Source organism: Klebsiella sp. Sb-30, from assembly GCF_057652795.1.
In genome coordinates, this window is sequence record NZ_CM172749.1 from 2,896,328 (window position 1) to 2,914,640 (window position 18,313).

General features: G+C 57.1%; 18 protein-coding genes and 1 pseudogene. 7 read left to right on the top strand and 12 right to left on the bottom strand.

The features are described 5' to 3' along the window. Positions 1 to 174: 174 nt before the first annotated feature. The 3 genes and pseudogenes from AC236I_RS13550 to AC236I_RS13560 all read left to right on the top strand — a co-directional run. Positions 175 to 351 carry a YnfU family zinc-binding protein gene (locus AC236I_RS13550; protein ID WP_213894586.1) on the top strand — a complete coding sequence of 59 codons (177 nt, stop codon included), beginning with the start codon at positions 175 to 177 and terminating at the stop codon, positions 349 to 351. An 80-nt stretch (positions 352 to 431) separates the two neighbouring features. After that, on the top strand, positions 432 to 704 hold the full coding sequence (locus AC236I_RS13555; protein WP_015584442.1) for a hypothetical protein: 273 nt from the start codon (positions 432 to 434) through the stop codon (positions 702 to 704). 303 nt (positions 705 to 1,007) lie between these two features. Then, a pseudogene (locus tag AC236I_RS13560) lies at positions 1,008 to 1,346 on the top strand (DUF1294 domain-containing protein); the annotation flags it as partial. A 45-nt stretch (positions 1,347 to 1,391) separates the two neighbouring features. Here AC236I_RS13560 and AC236I_RS13565 read toward each other — a convergent pair. Beyond that, entirely contained in the window at positions 1,392 to 2,279 is an 888-nt protein-coding gene (locus tag AC236I_RS13565; RefSeq protein ID WP_487608520.1) for a LysR family transcriptional regulator, read from the bottom strand. A 98-nt stretch (positions 2,280 to 2,377) separates the two neighbouring features. On the opposite strand from AC236I_RS13565, the gene AC236I_RS13570 reads away from it, so the two are divergent. After that, complete coding sequence (locus AC236I_RS13570) at positions 2,378 to 3,433, top strand: SDR family oxidoreductase (protein WP_004861413.1); 1,056 nt, start codon at positions 2,378 to 2,380, stop codon at positions 3,431 to 3,433. 276 nt (positions 3,434 to 3,709) lie between these two features. Here AC236I_RS13570 and AC236I_RS13575 read toward each other — a convergent pair whose 3' ends face one another. After that, positions 3,710 to 4,399, bottom strand: a complete 690-nt coding sequence (locus AC236I_RS13575; protein WP_004861411.1) for a VIT1/CCC1 transporter family protein — start codon at positions 4,397 to 4,399, stop codon at positions 3,710 to 3,712. Between the two features lie 156 nt (positions 4,400 to 4,555). Here AC236I_RS13575 and AC236I_RS13580 point away from each other — a divergent pair, with 156 nt between their 5' ends. Continuing rightward, entirely contained in the window at positions 4,556 to 5,449 is an 894-nt protein-coding gene (locus AC236I_RS13580; RefSeq protein ID WP_015584446.1) for a cation diffusion facilitator family transporter, read from the top strand. Positions 5,450 to 5,579: 130 nt separating this feature from the next. Here AC236I_RS13580 and AC236I_RS13585 read toward each other — a convergent pair whose 3' ends face one another. From AC236I_RS13585 to AC236I_RS13600, 4 genes are all read right to left on the bottom strand, one after another. Continuing rightward, positions 5,580 to 5,867, bottom strand: a complete 288-nt coding sequence (locus tag AC236I_RS13585) for a hypothetical protein (RefSeq protein WP_224050026.1) — start codon at positions 5,865 to 5,867, stop codon at positions 5,580 to 5,582. A gap of 231 nt (positions 5,868 to 6,098) precedes the next feature. Continuing rightward, on the bottom strand, positions 6,099 to 7,016 hold the full coding sequence (locus tag AC236I_RS13590; RefSeq protein WP_004861401.1) for a M14 family metallopeptidase: 918 nt from the start codon (positions 7,014 to 7,016) through the stop codon (positions 6,099 to 6,101). 279 nt (positions 7,017 to 7,295) lie between these two features. Then, positions 7,296 to 7,706: a DUF2000 domain-containing protein gene (locus AC236I_RS13595; RefSeq protein WP_004861398.1), complete on the bottom strand. Its 411-nt coding sequence runs from the start codon at positions 7,704 to 7,706 to the stop codon at positions 7,296 to 7,298. A 54-nt stretch (positions 7,707 to 7,760) separates the two neighbouring features. Further along, complete coding sequence (locus AC236I_RS13600; RefSeq protein ID WP_015584450.1) at positions 7,761 to 8,615, bottom strand: AraC family transcriptional regulator; 855 nt, start codon at positions 8,613 to 8,615, stop codon at positions 7,761 to 7,763. A gap of 302 nt (positions 8,616 to 8,917) precedes the next feature. Here AC236I_RS13600 and AC236I_RS13605 point away from each other — a divergent pair, with 302 nt between their 5' ends. Beyond that, positions 8,918 to 9,946, top strand: a complete 1,029-nt coding sequence (locus AC236I_RS13605; RefSeq protein WP_004861392.1) for an LLM class flavin-dependent oxidoreductase — start codon at positions 8,918 to 8,920, stop codon at positions 9,944 to 9,946. 72 nt (positions 9,947 to 10,018) lie between these two features. Here AC236I_RS13605 and AC236I_RS13610 read toward each other — a convergent pair whose 3' ends face one another. Further along, positions 10,019 to 10,354: a gamma-glutamylcyclotransferase family protein gene (locus AC236I_RS13610; RefSeq protein ID WP_015584451.1), complete on the bottom strand. Its 336-nt coding sequence runs from the start codon at positions 10,352 to 10,354 to the stop codon at positions 10,019 to 10,021. Between the two features lie 250 nt (positions 10,355 to 10,604). Here AC236I_RS13610 and gap point away from each other — a divergent pair, with 250 nt between their 5' ends. Continuing rightward, positions 10,605 to 11,603, top strand: coding sequence for a type I glyceraldehyde-3-phosphate dehydrogenase (gap, locus tag AC236I_RS13615; RefSeq protein ID WP_064367531.1), 999 nt, complete (start codon positions 10,605 to 10,607; stop codon positions 11,601 to 11,603). Between the two features lie 72 nt (positions 11,604 to 11,675). On the opposite strand, the gene aldA is transcribed toward gap, so the two are convergent. The 5 genes from aldA to astB all read right to left on the bottom strand — a co-directional run bounded on the left by aldA (position 11,676) and on the right by astB (position 18,291). Further along, positions 11,676 to 13,124: an aldehyde dehydrogenase gene (aldA, locus tag AC236I_RS13620; RefSeq protein WP_065906444.1), complete on the bottom strand. Its 1,449-nt coding sequence runs from the start codon at positions 13,122 to 13,124 to the stop codon at positions 11,676 to 11,678. Between the two features lie 198 nt (positions 13,125 to 13,322). Further along, positions 13,323 to 14,123 (bottom strand): YdcF family protein, encoded by an 801-nt coding sequence (locus AC236I_RS13625; RefSeq protein WP_048024322.1) that lies wholly within the window; start codon positions 14,121 to 14,123, stop codon positions 13,323 to 13,325. Between the two features lie 374 nt (positions 14,124 to 14,497). Then, positions 14,498 to 15,934: an amino acid permease gene (locus AC236I_RS13630; RefSeq protein ID WP_162661369.1), complete on the bottom strand. Its 1,437-nt coding sequence runs from the start codon at positions 15,932 to 15,934 to the stop codon at positions 14,498 to 14,500. 10 nt (positions 15,935 to 15,944) lie between these two features. Beyond that, the gene (astE, locus tag AC236I_RS13635; RefSeq protein WP_004861370.1) at positions 15,945 to 16,940 is read right to left on the bottom strand and encodes a succinylglutamate desuccinylase; all 996 of its coding nucleotides are present in this window, start codon (positions 16,938 to 16,940) and stop codon (positions 15,945 to 15,947) included. Between the two features lie 10 nt (positions 16,941 to 16,950). Continuing rightward, the gene (gene astB / locus AC236I_RS13640; RefSeq protein ID WP_162661374.1) at positions 16,951 to 18,291 is read right to left on the bottom strand and encodes an N-succinylarginine dihydrolase; all 1,341 of its coding nucleotides are present in this window, start codon (positions 18,289 to 18,291) and stop codon (positions 16,951 to 16,953) included. Positions 18,292 to 18,313 lie beyond the last annotated feature (22 nt).

The following is an 18,313-nucleotide window of genomic DNA, read 5'->3' on the forward strand; positions in this document are numbered from 1 at the left end:
GGTTAACGGCGGTGAGACAATATGATTTCCTTATAAATTTCTCCCCACCGCGTGTTGCTGTACCAATATGCGTTAACGGCTCGCTTTTACCCTCTGCAGCAGAGAAATATAATAAAAAGAATAATAGTCAACAAAGGCGTATAATAAATAACACCTCCCTCAGAGAATTAATTTATGTCTTACACCAGTGGAATCAGACATTTCAAAGAAAGACCGGTGCATGTCACTTGCCCGGCCTGTTCCTGCATCGCAGACCAGAAGGCCGGTAAATTACGCAAAGATGCGATTCTGCAATGCCCGCAATGCGGATTATTATTCCGCCCCTCAGAGTGTTGGTGTATTGGCGGCTGAGCAGCACACCAGCACTTTAAAGCGCAACTCTTTAAAAACAGCAACATACCTGTTTTATCAGCGTAATAAAGGAAAGGCTTATGAAAACCAGAAAAGATGTTTTTATTGAAGGCGATATTCTTGCCAGCCGTCATCCTGGCGAAGTGAACCAGCCTTTCTGCATCCATAGGGTAAGGTTTAACAATGGTAAATATGCCATTATTCGGGCAGCGACAGGGCTATGTTTCCTTCCAGGAGAAATGATTCAACGGCAGGAGAACGAATGGTTTTACAACCGTGTGAAAATTCGTTTGCTCGGCTTTGAATATCTTGATGAAAAAGAATCCGCCAGGCAATTTATTGAATATTTTTGATATTAATGAAGCCGTTACCAGAAATAACATCTGCGCTGTAAACAGGTGCCATTAAACCGACACTGAGTCCTCCGTTTTTGCCGACCGGGTTCACCCGGCGCCGCGGCCGTCCCTCGGCCTGACTGAGTGCATAAATTGTCTGAATCACCTTAACACGTTGGTTGAAAGGAGGAATCCTGTTTGTGGCGCTGACTGATGTCCAGAGAGACAACCTGCGGTGAAGGCCATCCGCAAATGTTTCTTCTGGCCGCGTGATGCGTATAATTCGCCCTCTATGTTCACCGATCGCTGCTGGCTAATGGTATGAATCTCAATCGCTTCTGTTATTTACTCCTCGTCTGCGCGGCGACCGGGAGTCTGTTTACTCCGCATCCTTATATCACGTGGTTCCTGCTGGTCAGCGTACTGACGCTGGTGATTTACGGCATGGATAAAATGGCGGCACGCAAGGCCTGGCGTCGGGTGCCAGAATCTACCTTGCTGGTATTCGGCTTTGTGGGCGGATGGCCTGGCGCGATGGTCGGTCAACAGGTGTTCCGCCATAAAACGCAAAAACAGCCCTTTAAAACTTACTTCATCATCAGCGTGATATTGAGTATTCTCGCGACGCTGGCGGTTTATCAGTTCTCTCCGTTCTCTTCTTCGACCGCTTCCCGTTCGGTTTTCCCCAGTGCGAGTGCCTCGCCTTCAGATTTTGCCCATAATGTCAGGCAGTAAGGATTCGATGGCGCTGATGATGCTTCTGACCTTTTGAGGGATAAAGCGGGCGTCGGGATAGACGGCGTAAAGGAAGCGGTCAGGTAAGCGCCAGGCGGGTAATACCGGCACCAGCCTGCCGGATTGTACCGCCCTGGCTGCCAGCGGGAGCTGCATGCCGCCGATCCCGATGCCTGACTCAATCGCCTGTCGCAGAGCCTCACTGGTGTTGGCCCGGAAAACGGTATTCACTTTCACATCGACAGCGTCCTGACCCGAGACCAGACGGAGCGGTGCTTCCAGCGGGATAGCGCTGAAGCGCACGTGCGGATGCATCGCCAGCTCGTTGACGGAATGCAGCGGTGTAAAATCAGGTGCGGCAAAGAGCGCCGTTTCAATACGCGCCAGCACGCGCGCCGCATGCGCTTGCGGCGGCTCATGGCTCAGCCGCAGCGCGACGTCTACCCCTTCAGTAACCAGATCGGCGATGCGGTCATCCAGTGACAGCATCAGATGCAAGCCTGGATTCTCTTTCTGCAGCGCCAGCAGGTGTGGCATAAAAATCTGTCCCAGACCGCTCGGCAACTGCACATGTACCCGGCCCTGAAACTGATGATCGCCAGGGTTCAACCGCCTTTCCGCTTCCCGCATGGCCTCGAGCAAAAGCTGCATATCACGGCGGTAGATTTCCCCCTGCCCGGTCAGCGCCATCACCCGCGTAGTACGATGCAGCAATACCACGCCAAGCGACTCTTCAAGGGCCGCAATCTGCTGACTGACAGCAGATTGCTTCATCCCGCTCTGGCGGGCGGCCGCAGAAAAGGAACCCGCTTCGGCTACGCGTAAAAAAGTGGCTATCGCATTGAGCTTATTATTCATTTAATGATTCTGCTTATAAGTGCCATCAGTTTCAGGGGATATGTGGAAAAAAAAATAATATATCACACTGTTTCCGTCACCTTCCCTGGAGAAACACGATGAATAAGACACAACAACAGAAAGTCGCGCTGGTCGCCGGCGCCAACGGCATTATCGGCAACCAGCTCGTCAAAACGCTTCTGCGCAATGGGTGGGAGGTCATCGGACTGAGCCGCCATGCCCTCTCCCACCCTGACGGCATTCCGATGGTCGAGGTTGATTTACTCGATGCCGCGGGCAGCGCGCGGGCGCTGCGGCCCCTTAGCGATATCACCCATATTTTTTATAGTGCCTGGGTGAATGCTGCAAACTGGACGGAGATGGTTGCCCCGAACGTCACCATGCTGCGTAATCTGGTCAGTCAAATCGAGCACAGGGCTCCGCTGCAAGCGGTCAGTCTGATGCAAGGATACAAGGTCTATGGCGCGCATCTTGGACCGTTTAAAACTCCGGCGCGTGAAAGCGATCCTGGCGTCCCTGGCGCTGAATTTAACGCCGCCCAGCTCGCGTGGCTCAGCCATTTTCAACGAGGTAAAACGTGGCACTGGAATGCCATCAGGCCTGGCGTGGTGGGTAGCGCGGTGCCGGGCAATACCATGAATCTTGTCCTGAGTATCGCCCTGTACGCCTCGCTGTGCCGGGCTCTGAATCTGCCGCTGCGTTTTCCCGGCTCGCCACAGACCTGGCACAGCATCGTCGATTTCACGGATGCCGGATTGTTGGCAGAAGCGACACTGTGGGCAGCCACCTCCCCCGAGGCGCAGAATCAGGCTTTCAACGTCAATAACGGTGACGTCTGGCGCTGGAGCGAACTATGGCCGCTGATCGCACGCTGGTTCGCACTGGAGGTCGCCCCGCCGGTCAGGCTCTCCTTTCAGCAGTTATTTAAGGACTATGGCGCGCAATGGCGCGACCTTGCCGGACAGCGGCTGGTGGAGCCGGAACTTTTACGGTTAAGCGACGGCAATTTTGCCGATTTCGTCTTTAGCTGGAATGACGACATGTTTGGCGATGGCAGTAAGCTGCGCCGGGCGGGCTTCCCTCGGATGCAGGCAACCGACGAAATGTTTTTCAGTCTGTTCACGCAGCTGAGAGAGGCACGTATTATCCCCTGAAAGCGCGTGGCGCTGAAATAAAAACCGCAGCGCGCCGGCCTGTGCCGGAGAACGGTCACCGGGGGAGGTTGCGCGCGATGCTCTCCCGGCACCAGCCGGTGAAGGGGCAGATTACCGGCTTAGTCCCGATGTTTTCCCGGCATCATTCGCAGTATTCAGGGTAAATCCCCTTAAACTCCAGCGCCGCGTAAGTGATTACGATGAGCAGTAATACCAGCCAGTGTAGTGCTATCTGACGACCTGAATATTTTCTCAATTTTATCGCTTAATGGTCATTCAGGCCATGGCCTGACCGGCGAGAGAACCGGCCCCCATGGATAAAGCCATGGCCATTGCGCTCCAGAAAGTGATTCTGATTATTGCCTTCATCGGTGACGCATGGCCCGCAGTCGATGAGATATAGCCAAGAATAACCAGCGAAAAAAGCGTGGAGAGAATAACGAACGGAAAAACCAGCGTTGCCGGCGCTAGCCATGCGATGATGACCGGCAACAGCGCGCCGGCGGAAAAGCTGAACGCTGAAAACATCGCGGCCTGCAGCGGCTGCGCCGAATTTGTCTCCGTCAGCCCCAGCTCTTCCCGGGCATGAGCGTCCAGCGCATCCTTCGCCATAAGCTGTTCCGCGACCCGGTATGCCAGAGCCGACTCCAGTCCGCGCTGCCTGTACAGCGAAGCCAGTTCCTGCACCTCTTCCTCATAATTTGCCGCCAGCTCTCTTTTCTCCTGACTGAGCGCCGCGTGTTCGCTATCCGCCTGCGATGAGACGGAAACATATTCGCCGGTTGCCATCGACATGGCGCCCGCAACCAGCCCAGCCACGCCGGCGAGTAAAATACCCGACGGCGAAGTGCCCGCTGCGGCGACCCCGAGCACCAGACTGGCGGTCGACACGATGCCATCGTTCGCCCCCAGCACTGCCGCTCTTAGCCACCCTACTTTGCCGATACTGTGTCGTTCCAGATGCATAGTGGTTTTCCTTTCGATCGGGAAATGAGTCATCCTGGCATGACAGATATATAAAAACCGCCTCACTTGTAACTTATTCTTTTATCATTAACCTTCCATTAAGATTACGCCAGTATAATCCAGTGCCTGAGGTGAATTATTTAAACGGACAGTTTTATGCGAAATGATAATGGGTATCATGAACGTTCAGCCACCGCACAAAAAAGCACATTAATCAGCGCCGCGGTAAATATTATTTTGTCGTTCATGCAAATTCTTAGCGGTATATTTTCTGGCTCTCAGGGTTTAATTGCTGATGGTATTCATTCTCTTTCTGATTTAGTGGCAGATGTGGTGGTGCTGCTGGCAAATAAAAAGAGCCGTAAACCCTCGGACAGCGACCACCATTACGGCCACTGGCGATACGAGAACGGTGCGTCAATGATTCTCGGAATGATGCTGGTCGCCGTGGGCGTCGGTATGCTGTGGTCGGCTGCGGGAAAATTGCTGCACCCTGCATCACTCTCTGAGGTACATGTGACCGCGCTGTGGGTCGCGCTTGCCGCGCTCGCTATTAAGGAAACGCTGTTCCGCTATATGCGCAGGGTAGCCATCCGTCTCCAGTCCTCTCTGCTGATGGCCAATGCATGGCATGCCCGTTCAGATGCCGCTTCATCGGTTGTTGTCGCGATTGGTATTACCGGGACGCTGGCCGGCTACCCCTGGTTTGATCCAGCGGCGGCTTTTGTGGTCGGATTGCTGATACTGCGCATGGGCTACTCCTTCGCCGCTGACGCGATGCACGATCTGATGGACCGCGCGGTGGATACCGACAAGGAACATGCAATCAAAGCGCTTCTTCTGTCAACGCCGGGGGTCGCCGGGCTTCACGATCTGAAAACGCGAAAAGTGGGAGATCTTATCCTCGTCGATGTGCATCTGGAAGTGCCGGAGCATCTCTCCGTCCGGGATGGCCATGACATTGCGGTGGCGGCTCGGGAACGGGTTTTACACAAGCACGGGGTACTGAATGTCATGGTTCATATTGATCCATGTTCAGTCGCAACGTGACATCGCGGGGTGTAGACGCAGGCTCGCTCAGGTCTGCTCCTCGCACCGCCTTTCCGGGGCGTGTGGCGCAGGCTCCTGGGGTATCTGAATCCGCTGCACAGAAATCCCGTCAGCGCCGTTAACTTACCGCTCAGGACTTTTGCTCATCCGGGATTTCATGGCGCGGCATGGGGGTGCCTGGACATTGCTGTCGTTCGCCATTTGCATAAGGATAATCCTCTTGTCGCGAGGCGATCAGCAAGCGCAGGGTCTGTATAGAAATGGCCGCGCCAACTGTAGACAGCGCGCCCGCGATTAATGCGTATAACAAATCGCCCAGACACCAACAGTCCCATGCAATAAAAAAATTAATTGGGACAATAAATATAAACTGAACCACAGCCATTACAAATATAGAAATATGAACACCTGAAATCATAATTCATTATCTGTTTATTATCTTTAATGGTTGACTTAAATAACCGCAGCTCAACCCTACGGACATAGTCAAAAGCCACCATTTAAATTCATAGAGAATAGCAAACAATAATTATTATAATGACAGATTTATTTTTGTGATGACAACCTGTAATTTGCGAAACGACCGTTCGATAAATACGAATCAGAAGACCCGCAGGCAGACCGGGCAATATCTGCCCGATCTGATCACTCAGTGTGATAATGCAAATTCGATGGCCCGACGGACGGTGACTACCTGCGCCCGGGTACACTCCTGCGGAGACGTTTTCGCGCTATCGGGATAGACTTCGGTTGTGGTGGTAAACGGCGCGCCGGTCATGGTCGAGCACAGGTGCCAGGCATTATTGTCATACTCAACAATCCCCTGGCCGATGACCGGATAACCGAGCACGGTCTCGCCGGGCAGCGACGGAGCAATGTGCGTCACCTGCGCAACTGCGGAAATCAACGCGCTCTGGAAATCCAGCCTTGAATTGCGCTCGTCGCTAACCAGATAGAAGCCATCAGGAATATTCTCCGGTTTATACGCCACGCCGTCTCTGGCAGCCCGCGCGGGGCTGAACTCGCTTTCGTCCGTATCGGTCGTTTCATGCAAATCAACGTGAACGGCGAACCGACCTTTCAACGGCGAAATGAGCCTCATCAATGCCAGGGACTCCTCCGCTGCGCCCTCCGGGAAAAATTGCCGGTTAGGATCGACGGCATCGTAGTTCCAACGGGAAATACGCTCATAGGCCCAGGGGCTGACGCAGGGAGCAACCAGTAGATTGATTTTTCCCGCATACTCATCCTGATATTCCGTCAAAAACGTCAGGGCGCCCATCACGCCGCTGGTTTCATAACCGTGGACGCCGCCCGTCACGAGCGCCACCGGCAGAGTATCGTCCCAGTTTTTTGATTTTACCGCTCTCAACGGATAAACATCATCGGCGTAACGCAATTCGCCATACTGAATGACATCGAAGCGGTGCTTCAGGCCATCGAGGACATCTGACACATCGCGCTGATAGCTCCTGGATCGCGTCTGGTTCTGCCGCCACTGCTGTATTTCGTCTGCTGTCCAGGGTTGCCCCGGGGTACCGATTGGATAAAACTGATTCAGGGTCATATTTCACTCAGAGAATAAAAGAGAGTATCGGGTGCGGGAAGAGAGGTATGCAGCGCACCTTCCGGAACCGTCGATGAAAACATCTCGGGCAATCAGGCCGTTGGCTAATTGCGCCATCTCTGAATTAAAGCACAGATCGCCGCAAGGACAACAGCGGCTGAAGGCAGGTCAACAGGCGATTTCCCGCCAAAGCAGGATCAATACGGAGGCGGACGCTGTTCCTGCCGCCCGGAAAGCTGTGGCCTGGGGCAACCCGCCTTCGTATCAACAGCAGGTAAACTAACCGTGGAGCGAGAGCCCTTTGATCACTTTATCCACCCTTTTTTTCGGGCCACGGATCCCCAGCCCGACCAGATCCAGATTCTCCGCATCGGCGGCCATAAATACCTCACGATTGGCCTCATCATACCCGGTAGCAAACATGGCGTGGATGTAGGGAATGATGGTCACCTCCCGCTCAAGCGCTTTGCGATGCACGACCTGCAGTTTTTCCAGCCCGCCCTCAAAGATCAGCATGGGCTGGCCAGACATATTGCCATATTGCCGGCCCAGTGCATCGATATAGGGCTGGCCGAGGATCTCGGGCGCCGCAGAGGCAATCCCCGTCGCCAGAAATGCCACCACGTTCAGTCGCTGCCATGTCGCTAAATCATCGCGCACGATATAGGCAATCTTAGTGTCAAACGTCATCAAAATACTCCTGTCTGTACCGCGAAAAGGCTATCTTCACGCAGGCACGGGGCATCAGGATAGAACGTTTGAGCAGCGGCTCTGAAAGGCAACCGGAGACATCCGGTAAGCGCGTCGGAACCAGCGACCTAAATGGCTTTGATCGGCAAAACCGGTCTCTGCCGCAACCTGCGACACAGCCAGACCTCCAGCCAGCAGTCGTCGCGCGGTGCGCAGGCGCAGCCTGACCAGATACGCATGGGGCGTCTGTCCGAAGGCCGCCTTGAATTGCCGGCTCAGGCGGAACCGGTCGATACCGCTGATCTCGGCCAGCTCATCGAGGCCGGTATTCCAGGCAAGATGGTCGTGCAGATACTCACGGACCCTGTTCATCCTGACCAGGGAATCGGTCATCGCCGTTGCTGGCTTTACGGCAACGTGCGGCGTCAGATGCGCTACCAGACGATCGAGGCTCTCATCACACGCCAGCCGACCTTCCCCATAATGAATGGCCGCAAACGCCTGCGAGATGGCCACGATCAATTCGCGATCGGCGGTCAGCGTATGGCGAAAAGCGGCCTCCACCAGAGAAATATCGCCCAAGCCGCGCTGATCCAGACTGTCGGACATCCAGCGCTGCGGGATGTAGAGCATGGCATAGGTGAATCCACTGGGCTGCGGGGCATGGCCATCATGCGCTGCGCCCGGCTCAATAAGGATCGCGTTTCCCGGCGTACTGGTATGCACCGCGCGGTGGCAGCTAAAGCGCTGGGAACCCTGTAACGTCACCCCTACCAGCAGCTCCTCGTGGTCATGGCTGTCGTAAGCATGGCCTTTAAAGTGCGCGTTGACGCTTTCAATCCCCGTCGCGGTATCCCGGCGAAAGTCGATCCAATCGCCGGATGTCGCCGGCGGCGTTTTTTCTGACATCATCACACTCTGACAACGTTGGCGAGACAATAAGCTTAACAGGGAACTGCGCGGCGAATTGGCCTAAAATGCGCCACATATTATCGGGGATCGGCGGCGCATCGCACCAGTCAGTCGCTCCCGGACGGGGGCGCCGGCGCCCCGTTTCAATCAATTTATTTGATGCATTATGTTAAACAAACGTGATTTATTCTCCTCAGGGAATACGTAAAGTAGTGATTATGCCCAACGAGAACCGGCAGGCTTATCGAGGCCGGCGCCCGTCTACTGAACATTTCCCTGCAAACCAGGATAAAGACGTCATGAAAAAGATTGGATTTTTGTCATTCGGTCACTGGACGCCATCGCCGCAGTCCGCTACCCGCTCTGCCGCTGACGCGTTGTTGCAATCCATCGATCTGGCGGTGGCCGCTGAAGAGCTGGGCGCTGACGGCGCCTGGTTCAGAGTGCATCACTTTGCCCGTCAGCTCAGCTCGCCGTTTCCCCTGCTGGCGGCGATCGGCGCCAGAACCCGGCGTATTGAGATAGGAACCGGCGTTATCGATATGCGCTATGAAAACCCGCTGTACATGGCCGAAGATGCCGGCGCCGCGGATTTGATCTCCGGCGGACGCCTGCAGCTGGGTATCAGCCGGGGCTCCCCGGAGCAGGTCATCGATGGCTGGCGCTATTTCGGTTACGTCCCTGGCGAAGGGGAAAATGAATCCGATATGGCGCGCCGGCATACTGAGGTGTTGCTGGACGTCCTGCGCGGCGAAGGCTTTGCGAAGCCCAATCCGCAGCCGATGTTCCCGAACCCGCCGGGTCTGCTGCGCCCGGAACCGCATTCCGCGGGTCTGCGCGACCGCATCTGGTGGGGCGCCGGTTCGAATGCGACGGCGGAGTGGGCCGCCAGACTGGGGATGAACCTGCAAAGCTCGACCTTAAAAGACGATGAAACCGGCGAACCGTTCCATATTCAACAGGCAAAACAGATCCGTGCCTATCGCGACGCCTGGGCGCAGGCCGGGCATACGCGGACGCCGCGCGTCTCGGTTAGCCGCAGCATTTTTGCCCTGATGGACGATCGGGACCGGCGCTATTTTGGCTCCAGCCATGACGACAGCGATAAAGTCGGTTTCCTCGATGAGAAGACCCGCGCAATTTTTGGTCGCAGCTACGCCGCCGAACCGGACAAGCTGATTGCCCAGCTGCAGCAGGATGAGGCGATTGCCGAGGCGGATACGCTGATGCTGACCGTGCCGAACCAGCTCGGCGTCGATTACAACGTGCACGTCATCGAGTCCATCCTGCGGCATGTGGCGCCGGCAATGGGCTGGCGCGACAAATAAATTTGCCCTCTCCACGCCCTGCCCGCCGCCGGCTGGCGGGGCACATGGCCCGGTGCAGACCGCCGGGATGAGTTATGGGCGGAGTGGCGGCTGAAGCTGATAGATCCACGCGGTCACGCGCTGCGCCTCTACCGTCGTCACCTCCACCGCCACGCGGTCGTAGCCCGCTTCGAACTCATCCAGCATCGGCCAGTGCGCGGCAAGTTTATCCGATGTAAAGAGATAGCCGTCGACACGGGGACCGTTTTTATCAAGGACGATACCCGGGAAGTCGGCAGCGGCTCCCCAGCCGCGCGCATAAAACGTGCCGTGCACCCACCCCGGCAGCCACTCGCCGCCGATAGTTTCCAGAATGGGGGCATTTTCCTGGCCCGGACGCAGCGTGCCGTAAACAAATAAGCGTTCCATGATTCCTCGTCGCAAAGTCACTCATGCCCGACGGGCGGTGAAAAGGTTCAAAATACGAGGGAACACGGCGCTTAGCAAGATGCGGGAAACGCGGATAATCCGCGGCAGAGAATGCATTAATTTTTCTGTAGTGTTTTTCAACCGCTTAGCGGATGGAGCGACTTTCCGGGTTGCCGATTCACCATCAGTAGAGTATGCCTGGAGTGTCTTATACCCTCAACCTCACTCACCATCCTATCGGAGGCTTTACATGAGCAAACTAGGGATTAATGGCTTTGGTCGTATCGGACGTCTGGTATTACGCCGTTTACTGGAAGTGAACAGCCCGCTTGAAGTGGTGGCGATCAACGATCTGACCTCACCGAAAGTGCTGGCCTATTTGTTAAAACATGATTCTAACTACGGGCCGTTCCCGTGGAGCGTTGATTTTACCGAAGATGCGCTCATCGTGAACGGCAAAAAAATTACCGTCTATGCCGAGAAAGAGGCCCGGCATATTCCGTGGAAAGCGGTGGGTGCAGAACTGATTGTCGAGTGTACCGGCTTCTACACATCAACCGAGAAGGCGCAGGCGCACCTCGATGCCGGGGCGAAAAAAGTCCTGATCTCCGCTCCTGCCGGTGACATGAAGACCATCGTCTATAATGTCAACGACGATACCCTGACCGCCGATGACACCATCATTTCCGTCGCCTCCTGTACCACCAACTGCCTGGCACCGATGGCCAAAGTGCTCAACGACGCCTTCGGCATTAAGCTCGGCACCATGACCACTATTCATGCCTACACCGGCACGCAGTCGCTGGTTGACGGCCCGCGGGGGAAAGATTTACGCGCCTCGCGCGCGGCGGCGGAAAATATCATCCCGCACACCACTGGGGCGGCGAAAGCCATCGGGCTGGTTATTCCTGCGCTCAGCGGCAAGCTGAAGGGTCACGCCCAGCGCGTGCCGACCAAAACCGGCTCAGTCACCGAACTGGTCTCCATCCTGGAGAAAAAAGTCACCGCCGATGAGGTCAACCAGGCGATGAAAAAAGCGGCGGAGAACAACGAATCCTTCGGCTACACCGAAGAAGAGATCGTCTCTTCCGACATTATCGGCAGCCATTTCGGCTCTATTTACGATGCCACCCAGCTTGAAGTCGCCGAAGCCGGCGATGTTCAGCTGGTCAAAACCGTCGCCTGGTACGATAACGAGTACGGTTTTGTCACCCAGCTCATCCGCGTACTGGATAAATTTGCCCGCTAGCCATCGCGGCGACGAAAAAAAGCGGATAGCCCGGCTATCCGCTTGTCGCCCGGCCGGAACCGGCGCTGGCGACTACCGCGCTGACGACTGTAAATAGACGACCTGGGTCTGCAGATACTCATTCAGCCCATGACGACCGTCGGCACCGCCGATACCTGATTTTCGCCATCCGGCATGGAAGCCCTGCATCGCTTCAAAGTTCTCGCGGTTAATGTAGGTTTCACCGAACTTCAGCCCCTTTATCGCCTTCATCGCCACATTCAGATCCCGGGTATAGATCGAGGAGGTCAGGCCATAGTCGCTGTCATTGGCCATCGCCAGCGCCTCATCCAGGGTGTCAAACGCCACCACCGGCAGCACCGGGCCAAACGTCTCTTCATGAATGATGTCCATCTCCTGGCGTACGTCCAGCAGCAGCGTCGGCGGATAGAAATAGCCGCGGCCCGCTACCGCATTGCCGCCCAGCGCCAGACGCGCCCCCTGCGCTAACGCTTTGGCGACTTTCTGCTCGACGCGTTCCCGCGCGGCGGCGTTGATCAACGGCCCCATGGCGATATCGTCCCGGGTAGCCGGGTCGCCAAACTGTACCGCCTTTAAAGCTTCGCCCAGGCGATTTACAAATCGATCGTAAATGCCTTTTTGTACGTAGACCCGCTCCACGCAGTTACATACCTGCCCGCTGTTAATGACCCGGGAATCCACCACCGCTTTTACCGCCAGCTCAAGGTCGGCATCATCCATCACGATCGCTGGCGCCTTGCCGCCCAGCTCAAGGCACACTTTAGTGATGTTCTTCGCCGCGGCGGCCATAATCTTCTCGCCCGCGCCGACGCTGCCGGTCATGCTGACCATCGCCACTTTGGGATTGGCCGCCAGCTCGTGACCAACGGTTTCACCGCGGCCCAGCACCAGATTAAATACCCCTTTCGGCAGACCGATGTCATCGACAATCTGCGCAAACGCGACGGCATTGTTGGGGGTAAATTCGCTGGGTTTAATGACGATGGTGTTACCGGTAATTAACGCTGGCGCCAGCTTGCGGGCGATCAGGAAGAACGGGAAGTTCCACGGCAGGATTCCGGTGGTGACGCCCAGCGCGCGTTTGAAGACGAGGATGTTTTCTCCTGGCCGATCGCTCTGGACGATTTCGCCTTCATAGCGACGAGCCCACTCGGCCATATAGTCAAGATAATCGGCGGTAAATGAGACCTCCACCGCCGCCAGCTGCTGGGTTTTGCCCCCTTCCGCCACGATCAGCGCGGCAATCTCCTGCGCGCGCTGGCGAATGCCGGCGGCAATTTTCCGCAGCCAGCCCGCGCGCTCAATCGCCGGCAGCGCCTCCCAGGCAGGCTGCGCGCGCTCTGCCGCCTCAATAGCCCGCCGGGCATCCTCAGCCGTGCCATCGGGAATACGGGAAAGCAGCGCTTCCGTTGCCGGGTTGAGTACATCGATCCAGGCGTCGCCGCGCCCAACCACAAACTGACCATCAATATACATCGGGTGCTGAACGGGTGCTGTCATGGCCTGCTCCTGTAGATTTAGTGTTTTTAACAAGTAACTTATTTGTTAAAAATCTACCCACACGCCGCGCTAAGAGCAGACGGTCAGCATAATTTTGTGAAACAGCTCATGAAAACGCGCCAACATCACGCCGATGAAGTTACATACTGGCAACAAAAATTGCCCGTTTGCGAAAAACGCGCCGCAAACGGGCAACGCTCAGCCGGGCGCGCGGGCGTTCAGCGCTTCACCCAGCAGGTTGTCTTCACTCAAGCGTTGTCCGGCTTCGAGGATCCGGGCGGGGATATCTACATGGACGATAAAATCTTTTCCGCGCGGGCCGTATCCCTGGGGCGCATCCAGCAATCGCGGCAGCTCGCCAAGAATCAGCGACAGGTAGCGTCCGACCGGCCACAGCCCGGCAGCGTCACCGCGAAACGCCAGCCCGTTCGCCGTATTGCCCAGCAGCGGCGCGCAGCCCGGCGTGCTGTACCACTGCGGCACGACCGCCTCGCCCTGCCAGACCCGGGCAAAGGTCGCCATAGTTCGCCGCTGCATCGTCGGATCCTGGAGCACCACGCCAGCGCGGGGAGCGATTCCCGTCGCCGCCAGCATCTCGCGGGTAAAGCGCGCGTTCTCACCGCAGTTGGTGGAACGATCCTCAACCACGATCCTGTCGCGGGGGATATGCCAGAAACGGTGGGCGATATCGGCGAGGATATGCGCCTCCGGGCGCCCGTCGACCGGCAGCGACCGATAGCGCGGATCGTTGCGTACCGCGTCGTAGAGAAAGACCGTGGAGTGGCCAATCCCGCCGCTAATCAGCAGCGGGACCCCGGCGTCAGCCGCCAGCCGACAGGCGGCATCAATGGTCGGGATCACCGCATTGCCCGCCAGCACCACAATATCCACCGCCGGCATCGGCGCCTGTGCGGTAAAATCATCCAGCGCCAGCCACTGGCCCAGGCGGTTGGCCGCCGCCAGCGTTGCATCCGGCAGGGATGGGAACTGCTCACTCATACTCGCTCCTTTCATGCCATCTCATCCATCAAGGACGTCCGGCCCTATCATAACCCCTCACCCACAGCGTCGGCGAATAAACGGGAAGGCGTGACTAAAAAGCCCCCATGCTAGCTAAAAACGAATGGCTTGCGCCTGAATCATCACCGCAATGATGCCATTAACGCGCGCAGAGGCTCACGCATCATCATGTTGGCCACCTGAAAATCGATAAAAGGCGCGGAGGACGGCAGCGGACGACCGGGTAGCGGCGTATCGGGCAGGAACGGCGGGCCTGTCAGCCGCCGCCATCTTCTGCGGCGGCTGATGAAACTCGCCAGGTTATGCTTTGCTAAAATGACGCCGACAGCAGACCCGCTGCTGTCGGCATTCGGTCAGGCGTTCAGCTTCTCCAGCTGCGTTTGCCCTTCCCGCTTCTGTTTTATCTTCCAGAACAGCCATAGCGCCACAAACCACAGCGGCGTCGCCATCAGCGCTTTCAGCGTATCCGGATCGAAGATCATGATAAAAATCGAGAAGGCGAAAAACAGCAGGCTGATCCAGCTCATGACAACCCCCGCCGGCATCTTAAAGGTCGATTGTTCATGCAGATCCGGACGCTTGTGGCGATACACCAGATAAGCCACCAGAATCATCCCCCAACTGAATACCACCATAATCGCCGCCAGCGTCGACACAATGGTGAACAGCGTCATCACGTTCGGCACCAGGAACAGCAGCAGCGTGCCGCTGAGCATGCAGAAGCAGGAGAACAGCAGGCTACGAACCGGAATACGCGTGGTGCGCGACAGAATGCGGAACTGGTCGTGGGCATGTTTCTCTACCGACAGGCCGTACAGCATGCGGGTACTGGAGTAAACGCCGCTGTTGGCCGATGACATCGCCGAGGTCAGCGCGACAAAGTTAATCACCGCCGCCGCCGCAGGCAGCCCGGCATTAGCAAACAGCGTGACGAAGGGGCTGGCATCCGGCGAGACGCCAGGCCAGGAAGCCACGGCAATAATCACCACCATCGAGAGCAGATAAAAAATGATAATCCGCAGCGGCAGCGCGTTAATCGCCTTCGGCAAAATCTTCTGCGGATCGCGGGTTTCGGCGGTCATCGTGCCGAGCAGCTCAATTCCGGTAAAGGAGAAGATCGCTATCTGGAAACCGGCAAAGAAGCCGGTGACGCCGTGCGGCATAAACACCGTCGGGTCGGTGATGTGGTGCAACGAAGCTTTCACGCCATCAGGCGAAGTCCAGCCGGTCGCCACCATCCACGCGCCGGTGAGAATCAGCGCAATAATGGTAATGACCTTGATCAGCGCAAACCAGAATTCGGCCTCGCCGAACATTTTGACCGACAGCAAATTGAACAGGAACAGAATGCCGAGGGTGCTGAGCGCCGGCACCCAGGCTGACATCTCCGGAAACCAGTACTGCATATAGCTACCGCACACCACCACATCGGCGATACAGGTCACCACCCAGCTCAGCCAGTAGGTCCAGCCTAAATAGAAGCTGGCCTGCGGACCGAGATAATCGCCGACGAAATCGGCGAAAGAGCGGTAATCAAGCCGGGTGAGCAGCACCTCGCCCATAGCCCGCATCACCATATAGGTAAAAAAACCCACCAGGACATAAATCACGAGGATCGAGGTCCCCGCCACCGCAATATTTCTTCCCGCCCCCATGAACAGGCCGGTGCCGATAGCGCCGCCCAGCGCAATCATCTGAATGTGCCGGGCGCCAAGGCCGCGTTTGAGCTGCGACGGGCACTCCCCGTCGATGGCAGGATTCACCTGCCCCTCGCGTTGATGTTGAGTCATGTCGATTCCTTCAAGCAGGCAAAGAAAGGCATGGCGCGGCTGACTTCAGCAACAAACCGGCGCGTTGCCCGGTTGCCACTCCCGCATTCGGAAATAAGATGTACGGCGCGTGAGCCTGAACAACCCACGTTTTATCCGGCTGGCGGGCAATTTCATACCCGGCAGGCAGCGCGGTGAAGTTATCAATTTTCGGGTCAAGGTTGAGCGTAAAATCGCTGTCGCTCTTGATGATGCTCTCCTGCACCAGAAAATAGTCCGCCGGCGCTTTGTCCCGTGCAGGCAGCGCAGCGTCGGCAATCAGTGCGCGCACCGCGGCGTCGGTCCCGGCAAACAGACGGAGGTCGTTTTCGCCAAAAGCCATCACTTTGCCCAGCTCCAGGGTGGCACTTTGCGCGCCGAATTTTTCGCTGGTGTAGTGCGTAAAGGTGCCGCCAGGTTCGGTATGACGCACGATGGCATCCATAGCGCTGGCCTGCAGCAGCGCGTAAAACCCGGCGTCATACTCTCCCTCGCGGGCCGGGAGCAGCGCAAACTGGCGGTAGCGCGAACCGCGTATCGCGGTATGCAAATCCAGATGTAGCCGACGCGCGTGGCCCTGGCGATCCGCGGTCGCAAAGAAGGCCGCGACCGCCCCCTCCAGCTCCGCCGCGCGCCGGGACTCATTCCCCGGTGCCACGGCGAGATGCCGCCCGCCAAACAGGCGGTTGAGGTCGTTATGCAAATAGCGGCGACCGGCGCGAATGGCCGGCAGATTGCCGAACACCAGCAGCAGCGCATGGCTGAGCGGCTGTTTACCCTCGCTCAGCGCCTGCATGATCTGCAGCAGGATCTCAATCGGCGCGGTTTCGTTGCCATGGATCCCCGCTGACACTACCGTAGCCTGGGTCCATGGCGTCTGCGGCAGCAGTTGCAGCACGCCATCGGCTAACCAGCTTGCCTCCATCGCCGCCGGAAAAGGCCAGCGGCTCAGCTTGCACTGGAGTAAATCATTGACTGTTTTTTCCATTCCCGGTCCCTTAGCGCTGGAAGTCATAGACCGAACCCAGACCTAAAATCTGCGTCAGTTCATCAAGGGCCTGGTAAACCTCGCTCAACAGCTGCGGGTCGCCGAGGTCACGGGCATGCAGACGGTCGCGGTAATGTTTTTCAACCCAGCCGGTCAACTGCTGATAGCGTTCGTCATTCATCAGGCTACGCGGATTCACCGCCGCCAGTTCGTCATGATTCAGCACGACGCGCAGGCGCAGGCACGCCGGGCCGCCGCCGTTACGCATGCTTTCACGCAGATCAAAGACCGCCACCTCGTTGATCGGCGAAGCGCCGCTGCTGACCAGTTCACTCAGGTACTGCCAGACATTACTGCGCTGGCGACACTCTTCCGGCACCACGATCAGCATCGTGCCATCCGCTTTACTGAGCAGCTGACTGTTGAACAGATAGGAGGCCACGGTATCATCGAGACTGACCTGCGCCTGGGGCACTTCGACGCTGGTAAACGGGATATCCAGCCGCGCGGTTTTTTCCCGCAGCGTGTCCAGCACCGCCTGCTGATTTAAAAAAGCATGCTGATGATGGAACAGCACGTGGCGGTTGCTGACCGAAATCACATCGTTATGGAACACGCCGTGGTCGATGGCCGCCGGATCCTGCTGGGCGAATACGGTATATTCCGGGTTCAGCCGATGCAGACGCGCAATCGCCTGGCTGGCTTCGAGGGTCTGACGGGCCGGATATTTCGCCGGCGCCACGCCGCCGCTGGCGCGCCTACCGTAGACAAAAAACTGTACCCCCTGGCGGTCATAGTCGGTGCAAAAGCGGTTATGGTTCGCCGCCCCTTCGTCGCCTAAATCGCCATGCTGCGCCAGCGCGTCGTGGTGGCTAAAACGGGTCTCATCGGCAAAGGTGGCGCGCAGAATCGACGCGGTCGTCGGCGCCTCCTGAGAACGATGCAGCTTGTTGTTCAGGTTGGCGACCGTGAAATGCAGCTTTCCGTCGGCGCTGTCGGCAGAAGGCGATACCGTGGCGGCGTTGGCGGTCCACATCGACGACGCGGAGCTAAATGCGGACAGCAGATGCGGCGCCTCGACGGCGGCCTGCTGAATCACCTGCGCATCGCTCCCCTGAAAGCCCAGTCCGCGCAGAGCGGAAATATTTGGCCGCGGCTGCGGCGGTAAAATGCCCTGAACGAAGCCTTTGTCGGCCAGGGTTTTCATTTTAAACAGCCCCTGCAGCGCCGCTTTCTTCGGGTTGGATAAGCCGTCGCGGTTGTTTTGCGAGGCTTCGTTGCCGACCGAAAGACCGGCGTAATGGTGCGTCGGCCCAACCAGGCCATCAAAATTAGCTTCAAAACCAGACATGGTGTCCTCACAGAATCCGTTA